This is a genomic window from Hymenobacter sp. BT188, from assembly GCF_014333585.1.
Lineage (GTDB): Bacteria > Bacteroidota > Bacteroidia > Cytophagales > Hymenobacteraceae > Hymenobacter.
On record NZ_JACSCW010000003.1, the window covers coordinates 63,166 to 77,636 of the forward strand.

A 14,471-nucleotide genomic window follows, 5' to 3' on the forward strand; every position below is an offset into this window, starting at 1 on the left:
GAGGCGAACGACACTTAGAGCATAACCGCCTGTTTACCGCTGCATTAAGCTCAGAATCCGAATCACGCTGGGCTCTGACATTTGCAGGAAGGTATTTGGAAACAAGCCAATCCAGAAAATCATGAAGATCAAGGGTACTAGCACGGCTAGCTCCGCTCCATTCAAGTCGCGGAAGGCGGCAGTGAAGGAAGTAGCCGGGCCGAGCATGACGCGCTGGAACATGCGCAGCAAATAAACGGCCCCCAGAATGATGGTGATGCCCGCTACCGCGCCTAGCCAGTTGTTGTACTGGAATACGCCCGCTAGCAGCAGAAACTCACCTACAAAACCACTGGTCAGAGGCAAGGCCACCGTGGCCAGCAGCACTACCAGAAAGCTTACCGAAAGCAGGGGTGTGGTTTGTGTGAGGCCACCCAACTCGGGGATGAGGCGGGTGTTGGTGCGGCGCTGGATGATGTCGGCAATGAAGAACATGCCCACCACGTTCACGCCGTGGGCCAGCATTTGCACCACGGCGCCCTGCAAACCCATTTGGGTAAGCGAGAACACGCCAGCCGCCATCAGCCCGACATGGGAGAGGGAGGAATAGGCAATCAAGCGCTTCATGTCGCGCTGCCGGATGGCAATGATAGCGCCGTAGATAATGCCGATAACGGCCAGAATCATCACCAGCCAGCCCCACTGACTTACGCCCAACGGCGTAATAGGTAGCAGCCAGCGGAGGCAACCATAAATACCCATTTTCAGCATAATGCCCGATAGCAGCATCGTAGCCGGAGCGGGCGCTTCGGTGTAAGTATCAGGCTGCCAGGTATGGAAGGGGAAGATGGGCATCTTTACCGCGAAGGCAATGAAAATCAGCCAGAACAGCCACGACTGCTCCGCAGCGGTTAGGCTTAGGTCGTAAAAAGCCTGTAGGTCGGAGGTGTGCGCGGCCAGGCCGTTGGCGACGGGGCCGGTCTGGTAGTAGAGGTAGACGAAACCAGCCAGCATAAACAGTGAGCCGATAATGGTATACAGGAAGAACTTGAAGGTGACAGCCACACGTCGTTCTCCGCCCCAAATACCTGCCAGAAAATAAATTGGAATAAGGGCCACCTCCCAGAAGAAGTAGAATAGAAACGCGTCCATAGAGGTGAATACTCCAATCAGACCGGTTTCCATGAACAGCACCAGCGCGTAGAAAACCGAGGCATTCTTATAGTCGTGGCGAAAGGATGCCAGCAAAATCAGCGGCACGAGGAAAGTGGTGAGCAGCACGAGTAGCAAGCTCAGCCCGTCCATCCCGACGTGAAAGTTGATACCCGCCGAAGCAATCCAAGGCAAGTTCACTTCCAGCTGTTCAGCATTGCTGGCATCGAAAGTAACTGCTGCGTAAACCGCTATTACGAACTCTAGTAACGCCGCGCCAAAAGCAAATACACGCCCGGCGTTGCCTTTAACAAAGTGCAGCAGCAAGGCGGCGGCGAGGGGAAAGAAAAGGAGAAGAGCTGTGAGCATTAGCTACTGTACTACTGTAAGGTGCGAGTTGGTTACTAATAAATTATTTAATATTCTGCATTATATTTAACTATTTATTATAAATACTAATAATACTTAGATGCTTCTTGAGTTAAAGTATAGTTTAAGAATTTACTTGCCATCATTTTTCTTCTAACTTTTAGAATAGATTTAATCGGCTCAACTCTTGATATGTATGTAAATATTTTGCTTTTTCTTATGTAATCTATCTCGCTTTGGTCTCCTGCAGGCTGTGTTGGGTAAGGAAGTACAACTCGAACTTTATCGATCATTTTATTCCAATAAAAATGAGGCCAGGCATCAGCCGCAAATCTTATAGGTAGGATATTGTTTAAAAGTCCTCTAGCTGCTTTATTAGTAATAATATAAGCTCCAGCCCCACCCAAAGCATGAATGTCAATGGGATGATTTAACGTATATCCATTTCCTAATTCTTGTTGATTTTGAGTAGAAAAGATTGTCTTCATATACGTATTTATAGAATAAAGTAATATGACTTCATTTTTCAATTCTAGGCTGCTAATCGTATGCATGATACCGGGCAAATCTTTGGATAACTCAACATCATCCTCTAGTACTAAAGCACACTCTAAATTTTCTTCTATTATTCTTTTATAAACACTCAAATGACTCAATGCGCAACCATAAACACCTCTTCTTAATAAGTAAGGTTTCTTAGCTAATTCTTCAAAATCGCATACTGTAGATAAATACTCATCGGTTAAAGTACTGCCATCAATGCCTTCAACAATTTCATAAGAAATTTGAAGTTCTTCTAATTGTCGGATCATGAACTTCTTTCTGTTCTTAGACCGCTCCAAATTAATGAGGAATGCTTTCATAAGATTATGATCTGTACTACTCATTCCTTAAAACTTGCCAAAATTCAGGGCCAGAATCAGCACGATACCGATTACCATTAAAATCAAATACACGCCAATTGTGCCGGTTTGCACGAAGCGCATTAATTGCCCCCCACCGAGCGTCAATCGGCCTAAGCCATTCACAATTGGATCAATGATGCCTTGCTCAACGAAGCGGTAAAGCCCACGCGACAGGCCCATGATGGGACGCACGAAAAGGGCATTGTATAGCTCATCGATGTAGTACTTGTGGTACACTAAGCTCTCGGGCGCCGAGCGTTGCGCCTCGTCCGCCACGGGGCGTACGCCGCGGGAAACGTACTGGATATAGGCGAAGATGATACCGAGCACGCCGGCCGCTACGGAGGCGCCAATGAGCATGAGTTCGGTGCTGTGATCAATCTCGCCGGTGAAAGCGCCCGGATTAATTTGCCGGGAGTACGTGAAGATAGGGGCCAGGAAATCGGCGAGGTAATGTTTGCCCCCCAGGAACATAGGTGCGCCCATAAAACCCCCCACAGCTGCCAGAACAGCCAGAATAATTAGCGGTAGCGTCATCGAGGCTGGCGACTCGTGCAGGTGATGCTTCTGCTCCTCCGTGCCCCGGAACTCGCCGAAGAAGGTGAGGAAGAGCAGGCGGAACATGTAGAAAGCCGTCAGGAAAGCGGTAAACAAGCCCACGGCCCACAGGAGCTTGCTGTGCTCGTAGGTGTGGGCCAGAATCTCATCTTTGGAGAAGAAGCCCGAGAACGGCGGAATGCCCGAAATAGCCAGGCAGCCGATAAAGAAGGTGATAAAGGTGATGGGCAAGGCTTTGCGCAGGCCGCCCATGCGGCGAATGTCTTGCTCGTTGCTCATGGCGTGAATCACGGAGCCAGCGCCAAGGAACATCAGCGCCTTGAAGAAAGCGTGGGTCAGGACGTGGAACAGGGAGGAAGTGTAGCCCATTACGCCCAAAGCCAGGAACATATAGCCAAGCTGAGAAACTGTGGAATAGGCCAGCACCTTCTTAATATCATTCTGCGCCAGACCGATAGTAGCCGCAAACAGAGCCGTTGCCAGACCAATGATCCCCACTACCTCGAGCGTGGCCGGAGCAAGAGTAAACAGCACGTTAGCCCGCAGCACCATGTAAATACCCGCCGTTACCATGGTAGCGGCGTGAATCAACGCTGACACAGGTGTGGGGCCGGCCATGGCATCAGGCAGCCAGGTATAGAGCGGCAGCTGAGCCGATTTACCCATCGCGCCTACAAAGAGGAGCAGGGTAATGGCCGTTAGGATGCTGACGGTGTAGGGCCCGAACTGGCTGAGCGCGGCCTTCTGGAATACCTCAGCGTACTGAACAGAGTCGAATGTGAGGTAGATTAGGAAAATGCCGAGCAGGAAGCCTAAGTCACCTATGCGGTTGATAATGAATGCTTTCTTGGCGGCGTTGTTGTAATCGTGGTTCTTATTCCAGAAGCCAATGAGCAGGTAGGAGCAAAGCCCTACGCCTTCCCAACCAATAAACAGAATCACAAAATTGGCCCCCAGCACCAGCACCAGCATGCTGAAAATGAACAGGTTCAGGAAGCTGAAGAACTTGCCCACATTCTCATCATGAGCCATGTAGCCAATGCTGTACACGTGAATCAGGAAGCCCACGCCCGTTACCAGCAGCAGCATGATTAGGCTGAGCTGATCGATTTGATACTGAAATGGAATACGCATTGAACCTACCGTAATCCAGTCGAAGAGCTGCACAGTGTATTGGCGCTCGAAGGTGGTAAACAGGTAGATCGAAATTAGGAAAGAACCTAACACCGTAGCGCTACCGATCAGGCCAGCCACGGTGGCGGACAAGCGCTTGTTGAGCAACCCATTAATCAGGAAGCCCAAGAAGGGCAACAGCGGAATAAGAACGTACAGCAGCGTGGGGTGAGGAGCGCCGTAATTGGGTAAAACGAGTTCTTGCATAGGAGGTATGCTTATAAGCAAACACCTGTCGTTGTTATTCTGAGCTTGCGAAGGATCTTATGACCCAAGAACCACCTATTTTGGTGAGGTAAGGTCTTTCGCAAACTTAAGATGACAACGACGGGCGGGTTATATTACCACTTCAAACGGCTGAGCAGATTGACGTCGGTATTCTGAAAATTCCGATAGATCATCACGATAATGCCTAAGCCCACCGACACCTCGGCAGCGGCTACAGCCATGATGAAAAACACGAAAACCTGCCCGTTTGGGTCGGCGCGATAAGCGGAGAAGGCGGTTAGCAAAACGTTCGTGGCATTGAGCATCAGCTCGATACACATGAAAATAATAATGGCATTGCGCCGCGTGAGCACTCCAGTTACGCCAATGGCAAACAAAGCCGTGGCAAAGTAGACGTAATACTGAAGTGGGACGGTGCGAATGACTTCCGGGATGGTCTGTTCCATGCAGTTGGGCTAGCCGACAAAGCAAAAAGCCCCCCGAAGCTCGGCCGGGGCTAATTAGCTGGCAAAGGTATCCTGAAAATTGGAAAACGCACACTCTATAAGTAGGTAACCCGAAGCTCGACCATGCTTTAGGTGTTGAGATAATGGAGTTGAAATAAGTAGCCAGACCTTCTACTAATGTTTCGGCGCAATCGATGGAAAAAGCTCCCCAATGCCTACCCGTCGGGCAAAGGCCCTAAGCAGTAGGATAGGGGCTACTAAATAAACGCCCGCGGAGCGGCACAAAACCACGTCTTAGCCCTACTTTCAGCGAGCCTCACAGATACTTTGGCTGCCATAAAGTATTTTGCTATTTCATCCGTCTGTCTCGGCAGAATGGAAACGCTACCTCTCACGCTTGATGCGACGCTGGCAATGACCGCAGGCCACCAGGACCAGCAGATACAAGAAGCCGTGCGCGCACAGCGCGGCCGGCTGCTGCAGTTCATCCGTCGCCGTATCCCCAACGAAGCGGAGGCTGAAGATGTACTGCAGGACGTCTTTGCCGAACTCGTCGAAAGCTACCGCCTGCTCAAACCGGTAGAGCAAGCTGCGGCCTGGCTATTCCGGGTGGCACGCAACAAAATCACCGACCTCTATCGTCGCAAAAAGGCTGTTTCGCTAGAAAACGAGCTTGTCAGCGGCTTTGATGATGAGAATGACTCCTTGCTGCTCGCGGATGTGCTACCTGCGCCTGATGACTCACCGGAAAACCGCTTGCTGCGCGAAACGCTGATGGAGGCGTTGGCGGAAGCCCTGGAAGAATTGCCCCCCAAACAGCGCCAAGTGTTCGTGTGGCATGAGCTGGAGGAAAAAACATTCCGCGAGATGGAGCTTGAAACTGGCGTTCCACTTAAGACCCTGATTTCGCGCAAGCACTACGCAGTTCAACACCTGCGCAAGCGCCTGCAAAAACTGTACACTGAGCTATTTGCCGACTAAAAAGCCCCCCAGAATATGCTTATTCTTATAAGCTTCTTTTCGGTGACAAAACATACTTCATAAAACCACCCCCATGAATCGTTCATTCTGGCTGCTACGCGGCCTCAAGTTTCTCTTCTTTGCCACTCTATTTGTGGCCGCCGCTGGCTTCGTAACCATGAGCTTGTGGAACTGGCTGGTGCCGGTGCTATTCAATGGGCCTGCTATTAGTTTCTGGCAAACACTTGGTTTACTTGTACTCTCTCGCATCCTCTTTGGCGGCTGGGGCCGTGGCGGTCATGTCGGAAGCTGGGCACAGCGTCGCGAAGCGTGGCGCCAAAAAATGGAGACGCGCATGGCTCACCTCACACCCGAAGAGCAGGAGAAGTTTCGCCAGAAGATGCGCTCCAGCTGCGGCCCGTCGTGGATGCGGCGAAAGGAGGCTGAAGAAACCGCCACAGCTACCACAGCACAGTAGAAAAGCACAAAAAAGCCCCCTGAAATTTCAGGGGGCTTTTTTGTGCTTGGTTTTATGTGAGCTTACTCCAAATCTCCGCCGGCTGCCCAGCGCAGCGTGGCCTGGGTTTGCGCGTATTTGGCTTGCAGCTCGGCCAGTTTTATCCGGGCACTGACGAGTGAGGCTTCGCGGGAGTTGAGCAGGAATACGGAGCTTTCACCGTTTTCGAAGCGGATTTGTTCGCCGTTACGCAGCTTTTGTGAGTTCTCAACCACTTGCTCCTGCACGCGAAGCTGCTCACGCAAAGCTTCCCAATCGTTGGCAACGGTGCGCACGGTGGTTTGTACTTCCCGCGTGTCCTGCTGCAGATCCAGTTCGGCTTCGCGGCGCTTTAATTGGTTAAGCTGCAGCTTGCTCCGCTCTTGGCGCAGCAACAACGGATATTGGAAGCTTAGGCCCAGCTTATAATTGTTGGCAAAATAGGTATTCGTCCATTGCATGTCGCCCTCCGGTTGGAAAGGCTGACCAGTTCGCAATAAGTTGTAATCGACAGAAAGCTTGGGCAATAGTTTGTTCGACAAGAGCCGGCGTTCTATACCCAGCTGATTGAGCTTAGCCCGAGTCTTGGCCAACTCAGGATGTATCTGGCTGGCCAGGTTTACAAGCGCTTGCACCGAATCGGGGGACAATGAGCGCCAGGCGGTGGGGGCGGGTAAGGCTTCTGGGCGGGCAGTGGGGGGTAATTCCCGTGGCTGATTCTGCTCATCCCACAAATAATTGCTAATCAGAAGCGTCACGTTTTGCCACTGCACCCTTGCCTGTACTAGTTGCGCCTGTCGGTTCTGAAGCTCAGTCAGTGCTTCTACAGAGTCGATTGCAGCCAAGTCGCCCTGCCGGACTCGCTCGCGTACGGCCCTGAATCGTACCTCAGCCAGCTCGGCATTGAGGCGTAATAACTCTAAGCGCTGATGGCTTAAGCTCCACTCCCAGTAATCCTTCGCCGCCGAAAGCAGAAGCTTGTTGAGCGCGCCACGGCGTTCGGCTTCCGCCAGCCCTACCAAGGCCTGCGCTTGCCGAATGGCCGCCCTTCGCTCATCAATGAGCAAGCCCTGCGCCAGGGGCACCGATATGCCCAAATAGCTCAGGCCGCTTTCGGGCGTCCGTATTTGCTGGCTTACGTAGGTGCCCACATTGCGCTCAAAGCCAGCTTTTACATCGAAGCCAAACCACACAGGGACCTTTAGAGCATTGTCCCAGGTGTTAAAATAATCCTTGCTTCCCAACGTCTTGCCGTAGTATTTGCTGCTCACGGATGGATCGAGCAGGCCGCGGGCGTAGCGAATTTCCTGCTGGGCGCGCTCGGGCAGCAAGCCAGCTTGCCGAGCCACCGGGTGCCGCAGCGTGACGTGCGTAAACAAGTCAGTGAGCGTAAAGACAAGCTGCGTTGTATCGCGCGGCAATGGTTGCGCCGTCGCCCGCCCTACTGGCAACAACCCAAGCCCAGCCGCAAGGAGCACAACCAGCGAAATGACGTAACGAACCATTAAATGCAAAGGAAATTTATGCGGTGGTAACAGAATACTTGGTATTAACTGTGGTTACTCTTCAGCCGTAACATATTTTTCGGTTTTATCTGCTTTCACCAGCTTGTCAGTTTCCTTTGGTTTTCCCACAAAATTCGGTGGGAAGCCATTCAGCTGGCGCCACAGTTCATACCAAATGGGCACATCGTCGAGCAAGGCCCAGCCATACACGCCGCTGCCTACTCGCAATGGCTCGGGCCAGGCCTCCGTGTCAGGATCGGGAATAACGAGCACGCGGTACTGTCCCTGACTATCAATGTTATCGATAACGGCTACCACGCCCCCGAAGGTGCCGAAGCTCGTGCCGGGCCAGCCCGAAAATACCAGTGCTGGCCAGCCATCAAACTGTAGCCGGACCTTGCGACCCACCGAAAGCAGCGGAATATCCATGGGCTTCACGTAGAGTTCGGCGGCCAGCTGGGGCTTCGATGGCATTACCGTCACGATGGGCTCGCCTTCTTTAATAATCTCTCCAAGGCCCTGCTTGAGGGCTCTTACTACGTAGCCGTCCTGCGGAGCTGTAATGCGGTAAAAAGCGTCACGGATGCTCAGATTAGCATATTCGTTGCGCATTTTGGCTATTTGCCCCTCCGTGTCGAACTGGTAGGCGGTAGCGCTTCGCCGGTCACTCTCAGACTTTGCTAGCTTATCTTGATACTCCGCGCCGAGAGAAAGCAGCTCCAAACGGGCATTTATCAACTCCTGCTGGCTCACTCCCAGCTTGTTTGCCACCGCCTGTTGCTTAGCCGTCGATTCCTGAAACTTAAGCCGGCGCTGCTCTACTTCAGTCAGGGATTTCAGACCCTGCTGGTAAAGTTTTTCCTGCCGGTCGAGCTGCTGACGCGCAATAGCAAAATCAGTGTTAGCAGCTACTAGCTCAGCACTATCGCTCAGCACTTTCAGGCGGCTTTGACGCACTTTGTTTCTCGCTTTGTCGAGGCTTACCCGCAGGCCTTCTCGCAGTGCTACCTGTTGCTGGCTCAGTGCAACTGCCTTTGCGCTGTTCTCACGTAGCGAACCTTCTTTGGCTGCCAGCTGCTCACGGGTCCGAAGGAGTAGATCGGGATCGAAATACTTGTCTTTTATTTCCGCAATATCGACCAAGGTATCGCCGCGTTGTACTAGCTGTCCTTCCTTTACACGCCAGCGCATAATACGTCCGGCAATCGTGCTGGGAACCGTTTGAGGCCGGTCTTGGGGGCGCAGCGTGGTGAGCGTGCCCGTGGAACGAATGTTTTGAGTCCAGGGCAAAAATCCGAACAGTATCACCAATATTCCCATGCCTAAGCACCAACGAGCCAGTACTCGGCCAGTGCGCGGCGTTTGCACCTGTGCAAACGAAGTGAAGCGTTTGGCTTCCGGGTGGGTTTCAGGAACAGAATACTCAGCGAAAGGCATAGTATGAAAACTGTAAAATTCGTTTCGAAGCTTGCGGCCAGCGGGAGTCTTGGGTGCTGATAAAAGCTGGTGGCAAGACTACATGGGGGGCATTTTTAAGCAACAAATAGCTCTTGTAACTCCGGCTGCTGAGCAATGACTGCATAGTCGCCGGTAGCAACCAGATGACCGTCGCGAAGCACGGCAACACGTGGGCAAAGTGCCAGCAGGCGTGGGTCGCTGGAGGCTAGAATCAACGTCCAGGGCATGTCGGGAGCCAACAGGCGCTTCAGTATCCGCCGCCGCTCAGCTGCTTCTACAGCGGGCAGAAAGTGGTCGAGCAGAAGCAGCCGGGGGCGACGCACCAAGGCGCGGGCCAATAGCAGCTTTTGCTTCACATTGTCAGCCAGCGGTGTGCCAGCAGTCAGGTAGGTGCCCAAGCCCTGAGGCCAGGCATGGAGCTTGTCGCGCAGTCCTACTAAGTCAAGCGCCCAGGAGATATCAATGGGCTGAATTTCAGGTTGATTAAGCGTTAGATTCTCCAGTACAGAGCCGCTGAACAAGTGCTGATGCGAAAAATTTGATCCCATCGCACGCGACAACGTTTCGGGGGCAAGGTCACGCAGGGCGATATCATCATAGGTGATCACGCCCTGGTAAGTATCAAGCAATCCGCCCATAATTCGCAGGAGCGTGGTCTTACCGGAGCCATCGTAGCCAGCAAGTCCTAAATGTTCGTTGGGTTGTAGGCTTAATGATACATCTTGTACAACCTGGCGATTCGCGTTCGGATACTGATACGTTACGAGGCGCAAATCGACTGCTACCCCACGATTACTGGCTGAAAAGGTAAGATTGGCCCCTGGCTGTTTTTTGATGCTGGGCAACTCCAGCACATGACCAATTTTATTGATCGAGGTGAGAGCATCGTAGAGTACATCCAGCTTGATCAGGATTTTCTCAACCGCTCCAATAGTCAGGATGATGACGATTTCAGAAGCTACAAACTGACCAATGTTGATTTCTTTGGCTACCAATAGCCAGCAGCCAATAGTTAGCAATCCAGCCGTAATAAGGGTTTTGAAACCAACAAAGCCTAAATACTGCGTCATCAACACCCGAAAGTGCGAACGTCGGGCCATAAGGTACCCATTGACGTGATCATCGGTACGGTCGAGAACCATGGCATGGCGTGGAGCCAAGCGAAACGTATGGACCGTCCGGGCCACATCTTCGAGCCAGGACACTACCCGGTATTTGTATTTTGACTCTGTTAAGCTCGTTTCCAGACCTTTCCTCCAGGTCAGGCGTAACAGTAAGCCCAGAATTAAAACCAGGAACAGACCAAAAACAATGAAGGCCGGATGGTAGAAGGATAGCAGTAGCAACCCAAACAGAATCTGGACACCAGCCGAGGAAAAGTCGATCAATAGAATAGCCAATCCTTTTTGCAGGGTAGGCGTGTCGAGCATCCTATTCATAAGCTCTGGCAGGTACTCATCGCCTAGAGCTTCGGTGCGCACGCGAGGCAGATGTACCGCGAAATCGAAGGCAATCCGAGCAAATAAGCGCTGCTGCAGAAACTCCACCAGATAGATCTGCATGATCTGAAGGCCTCCGACTATTACCGTTCCCACCGTGATAAAAGCGATGAGCACTATTAGAGAGGTGCTCACTGCTCCGCTCGATACAAAGCCGATTACACTCTGCACGCCAAGTGGCAATGATAAAGTAATAAGCCCTGCTAGCGCTGCATATACATATAGGTAAGCGATATCGCGCCGTTCAGCCAGCAGCAGCTGCCATAAGCGTTGGCCCGAGGTTGGTCCAGATGAATTTTCAGCCATAATGGAGACTGTTGAGTGATAATTACTTGCTTAGCACTGAAAAGGCAATGTTCTCCAAAAACCCTAGAATATCTTGCTTCGCCGTCTCAGGAGTAGGTGTATCGGCCAACGAAGGCAGGTGCTGAGAGAAAAAGAGCTGCTTGCGCGCTGACTCAAGCAACGTGCTTACCAAGGCGTGCGGATAGGGATAGTGGGGGGCAATTTCTTGGACCACGGCCGTGATGTCGGCACATAAGCTTTTGTATTCACGATAAAAGCCATCATGATTTACTTGGTCAACCTCGCGGGTAAGGTAGGTTTTAGATGCCTCCGCCACCACCACGCGGTATAACGCCGCCTCGTCTAGCTCGGGGGTTGCGGCATTATCACGGTGAGCATTGGTGATAATACCCAGGATGAGCCGGAGTCGGGCGTGCGGGTCGGTAACATTGTGCGTGTGAAATCGAATTTGAAACCGAAGCCACGCCCAGTGCCACGAAATAAGATAAACGAGCAAACGGTGCTTGTTTTCAAAGTATCGATACAGCGACGCTTCCGTGGAGCCTATCTGCTGGGCCAGCTTTTTAAAGGTGAACAGTTCAAATCCTAATTCGTCAATAAGCTGTACGCTCGTAGCTATGATCTTCCGGCCAAGATCAGTTTCATGTGGATCGCGCAAAAAAAGCTTCTCATTAAGCTCTGGACGCAGGGTAGTTAACATTCTGGGAGGAATGATTGTGATGTTCAGGTTATTGAGCTTTGCGCTGCCTGATATTCTTTTAAAAACCGCTCCAAGGCTATAAAAGCACTCTCTATACACCGCTAAGCGCAAATGTAACTAGTTACTCCGGATAATAGTTTTACTACCATTTATAATTAATGTGCTTTTAATCCTGATACTTCTGCTATGTTGAGTTGTGGTTGAATAGTTTGTCAGATACTGTCTTTATTGGGCAGTTAGCTCAAGCTTAAAAAGGGAAAAGCGACAACCGATTGTTCAGTTGTCGCTTTTCCCTTTTTAAGCTTGAGCTAGCCTATCTAGAAGTTTCGTTCGCCCGTTTCCCGTTTACCCAACATCATCGCACCAACCATTGCCACGATAAACAAGACTGATACCAACTCAAATGGCAGCATGTATTGCTTATACAGCACCATACCCAGCCGGTCTACCATTCCTATTTGCGAATCGAAAGTAGCCGTATCAGCTCCGCCGGGCTGGATGTCGCGCAAAGCAGCAACCAGAATGAGCAGTAAAGAACCACCAGCAATGGCGGCTGCTATTTTAGACAAAGCCGACTTATGAGGCTCCGTATCAGCGTTCAGGTTCAGAAACATAATCACGAACAGGAACAGCACCATAATGGCCCCCGCATACACAATGATGTTCACAGCCGCCAAAAACTGCGCGTTTAGCAGCAAGTAGTGCCCTGATATCGTGAAAAACGTCAAAATCAGGAAGAGGACGCTGTGAACCGGGTTTTTGGCCAGTACCACGCCCAGCGCGCTAAACAGCGCTACAAACGACAGAAAGAAAAAGAGAGGAGACATAAGCGAAGGTAACACCAAGTGAAATAGCGGCGCTGATTTCACTTGGTCGTTGAGTAATCGGGGCTGGGAGGCTTTTTTATCGTTTCCAGCAAGTTGCAACCCATTCGGCCGCGACTTTAGCCTAGGCCGGTTGCTGAGCCATTTTATTGCGTAATACCTCCGCCTGCTCGGGCGTCAGCTGAATGCCACGCTGAGAGCGGGCATCGGGCGACACCGGCTCCACCAAACGGTCCTTGCCGTAAATGAACTCGTCGCGCTCGAAGCGTGGGGGAGCCATTTTATCGGCTTGCAGGTACACGGCGGCTTTCGGGCAGGCTTCCTCGCAGAGACCGCAGAAGATGCAACGCAGCATATTTACCTCGTAGCTGACGGCGTATTTCTCTTCGCGGTAGAGGCCTTCTTCGCCCTTCTTCCGTTCGCCGGCTACCATCGTAATAGCTTCGGCGGGGCAGGCTACAGCGCAAAGGCCGCAAGCAGTACACCGTTCCCGGCCCTGCTCATCGCGCTTGAGCACATGCAGACCACGGAAAATGGGAGAGAACGGCCGCGTTTCCTCCGGGTACCGAATGGTAGCCTTCTTGGAGAAGAAGTGTCGCATGGTAATGCTCAGACCTTGGAAAATAGCCGGCAAATATGCCCGCTCGGCGAGCGTCATTGGCTTCTTTGCCAGTATCTTGGCTCTATTGCTTAAGGGTTGCATGATGGTTAGTTTCTTAATCCGAGAATATCGGATGAGCAGCTTGGGAGTCTACTTACGAGCCGAATTACTGCAACAGCCACCACTTCGGCACCTGTGGGATAATGTTGAATACAATTAGCCCCCCAGTAAGCAGAATATTGAAAATGGCCAGCGGAATCAGGATGGTCCAGCCCAGGCGCATGAGCTGGTCGTAGCGGAAGCGGGGCAAAGTCCAGCGCACCCACATAAAGAAGAAAATGAAGGAGAAAATCTTAACAAAGATGGCTACCACTCCCAAGCCCGTCACAATGTTGTGGGCCGTAACCATTCCCTGCGACTCAGCCAGAAAAGCGCGCAACTCATACTGGAATGGGAAGTTGAAGCCGCCAAAGTACAGCACGCTCATCACGGCTGAAGCCACAAACACGTTGATGTATTCAGCGAATAAGTACAGACCCATTTTCATTGAGCTATACTCAGTGTGGTAGCCGCCCACCAACTCAGTTTCGCACTCCGGCAAGTCGAAAGGAGTACGGTTGGTCTCGGCGAAAGCGCAGACGATGAAGATGATAAAGCCCAGCGGCTGCTTCACAATGTTCCAGAATTGCCACTCGCCAGGTACCGACTGCTGCAGCGTGATTTCGCGCAACGACAGAGTCTCGCTAATCATGAGCACCGCAATCAGCGACAAGCCCATGGCCAACTCGTAGCTGATGTTCTGTGAGGCGGCACGAATGGCCCCCAGCAAGGAGAATTTATTGTTGGAAGCCCAGCCGCCAATCATAATACCATACACACCCAGCGAAACCACGCCGAACACATACAGCATTCCAATATTTACCTCAATGCCTTGCAGCCAGATGATGGTACTGCCGAACTGCAAGTAATTGCCGAAGGGAATTACGGCAGATGCCATCAGCGCTGTAACCATAGCTAAGCACGGACCGAAAACGAAAAGCGCACGGTTAGAGCCAGCCGGGAAAAACTCTTCTTTGGTGAACAGTTTCACAGCATCAGCCAGTGGTTGAAGCAGGCCAAAAGGACCCGCCCGGTCAGGGCCGACCCGATCTTGCAGGAAGGCCGCAATAACGCGCTCCGCATAAGTAGAATACGTGGCGATGAGCAGCGAAACGCCGAACACTACCAGAATAACGAGGGCTTGCCAGCCCAGTGCGGGAAGTTCCATGTAGTATATTACTAGTTTCAGATACTAAAAGTGTATTACTCACCT

General features: G+C 51.7%; 13 protein-coding genes. 2 read left to right on the top strand and 11 right to left on the bottom strand.

Translation table 11 applies throughout. The features are described from left to right. Nucleotides 1–33: 33 nt before the first annotated feature. From H8B13_RS08420 to nuoK, 4 genes are all read right to left on the bottom strand, one after another. Entirely contained in the window at nt 34–1,500 is a 1,467-nt protein-coding gene (locus H8B13_RS08420; protein ID WP_187310377.1) for a NuoM family protein, read from the bottom strand. Nucleotides 1,501–1,586: 86 nt separating this feature from the next. After that, nucleotides 1,587–2,387 carry a glycosyltransferase family 25 protein gene (locus tag H8B13_RS08425; RefSeq protein ID WP_315985117.1) on the bottom strand — a complete coding sequence of 267 codons (801 nt, stop codon included), beginning with the start codon at nt 2,385–2,387 and terminating at the stop codon, nt 1,587–1,589. 3 nt (nt 2,388–2,390) lie between these two features. Then, nucleotides 2,391–4,343 carry an NADH-quinone oxidoreductase subunit L gene (gene nuoL, locus H8B13_RS08430; protein ID WP_187310379.1) on the bottom strand — a complete coding sequence of 651 codons (1,953 nt, stop codon included), beginning with the start codon at nt 4,341–4,343 and terminating at the stop codon, nt 2,391–2,393. Between the two features lie 134 nt (nt 4,344–4,477). Further along, nucleotides 4,478–4,810, bottom strand: a complete 333-nt coding sequence (gene nuoK / locus H8B13_RS08435) for an NADH-quinone oxidoreductase subunit NuoK (RefSeq protein ID WP_187310380.1) — start codon at nt 4,808–4,810, stop codon at nt 4,478–4,480. Between the two features lie 375 nt (nt 4,811–5,185). Here nuoK and H8B13_RS08440 point away from each other — a divergent pair, with 375 nt between their 5' ends. Then, on the top strand, nt 5,186–5,791 hold the full coding sequence (locus H8B13_RS08440; protein WP_222841380.1) for an RNA polymerase sigma factor: 606 nt from the start codon (nt 5,186–5,188) through the stop codon (nt 5,789–5,791). Between the two features lie 73 nt (nt 5,792–5,864). Next, nucleotides 5,865–6,248, top strand: coding sequence for a hypothetical protein (locus H8B13_RS08445; protein WP_187310381.1), 384 nt, complete (start codon nt 5,865–5,867; stop codon nt 6,246–6,248). 62 nt (nt 6,249–6,310) lie between these two features. Here the strand turns inward: H8B13_RS08445 and H8B13_RS08450 are convergent, their stop codons facing one another. The 7 genes from H8B13_RS08450 to nuoH form a co-directional block, all read right to left on the bottom strand. After that, complete coding sequence (locus H8B13_RS08450) at nt 6,311–7,771, bottom strand: TolC family protein (protein WP_187310382.1); 1,461 nt, start codon at nt 7,769–7,771, stop codon at nt 6,311–6,313. Nucleotides 7,772–7,825: 54 nt separating this feature from the next. Continuing rightward, nucleotides 7,826–9,208, bottom strand: a complete 1,383-nt coding sequence (locus H8B13_RS08455) for an HlyD family secretion protein (protein WP_187310383.1) — start codon at nt 9,206–9,208, stop codon at nt 7,826–7,828. 95 nt (nt 9,209–9,303) lie between these two features. After that, nucleotides 9,304–11,034 (bottom strand): peptidase domain-containing ABC transporter, encoded by a 1,731-nt coding sequence (locus tag H8B13_RS08460; RefSeq protein WP_187310384.1) that lies wholly within the window; start codon nt 11,032–11,034, stop codon nt 9,304–9,306. Nucleotides 11,035–11,056: 22 nt separating this feature from the next. Then, complete coding sequence (locus tag H8B13_RS08465; RefSeq protein ID WP_187310385.1) at nt 11,057–11,734, bottom strand: TetR/AcrR family transcriptional regulator; 678 nt, start codon at nt 11,732–11,734, stop codon at nt 11,057–11,059. A gap of 317 nt (nt 11,735–12,051) precedes the next feature. After that, complete coding sequence (locus H8B13_RS08470; protein WP_187310386.1) at nt 12,052–12,561, bottom strand: NADH-quinone oxidoreductase subunit J; 510 nt, start codon at nt 12,559–12,561, stop codon at nt 12,052–12,054. 121 nt (nt 12,562–12,682) lie between these two features. Beyond that, nucleotides 12,683–13,216, bottom strand: a complete 534-nt coding sequence (locus H8B13_RS08475) for a NuoI/complex I 23 kDa subunit family protein (RefSeq protein WP_187310387.1) — start codon at nt 13,214–13,216, stop codon at nt 12,683–12,685. A gap of 109 nt (nt 13,217–13,325) precedes the next feature. Then, nucleotides 13,326–14,426, bottom strand: coding sequence for an NADH-quinone oxidoreductase subunit NuoH (gene nuoH, locus H8B13_RS08480; protein ID WP_187310388.1), 1,101 nt, complete (start codon nt 14,424–14,426; stop codon nt 13,326–13,328). Between the last annotated feature and the right edge of the window lie 45 nt (nt 14,427–14,471).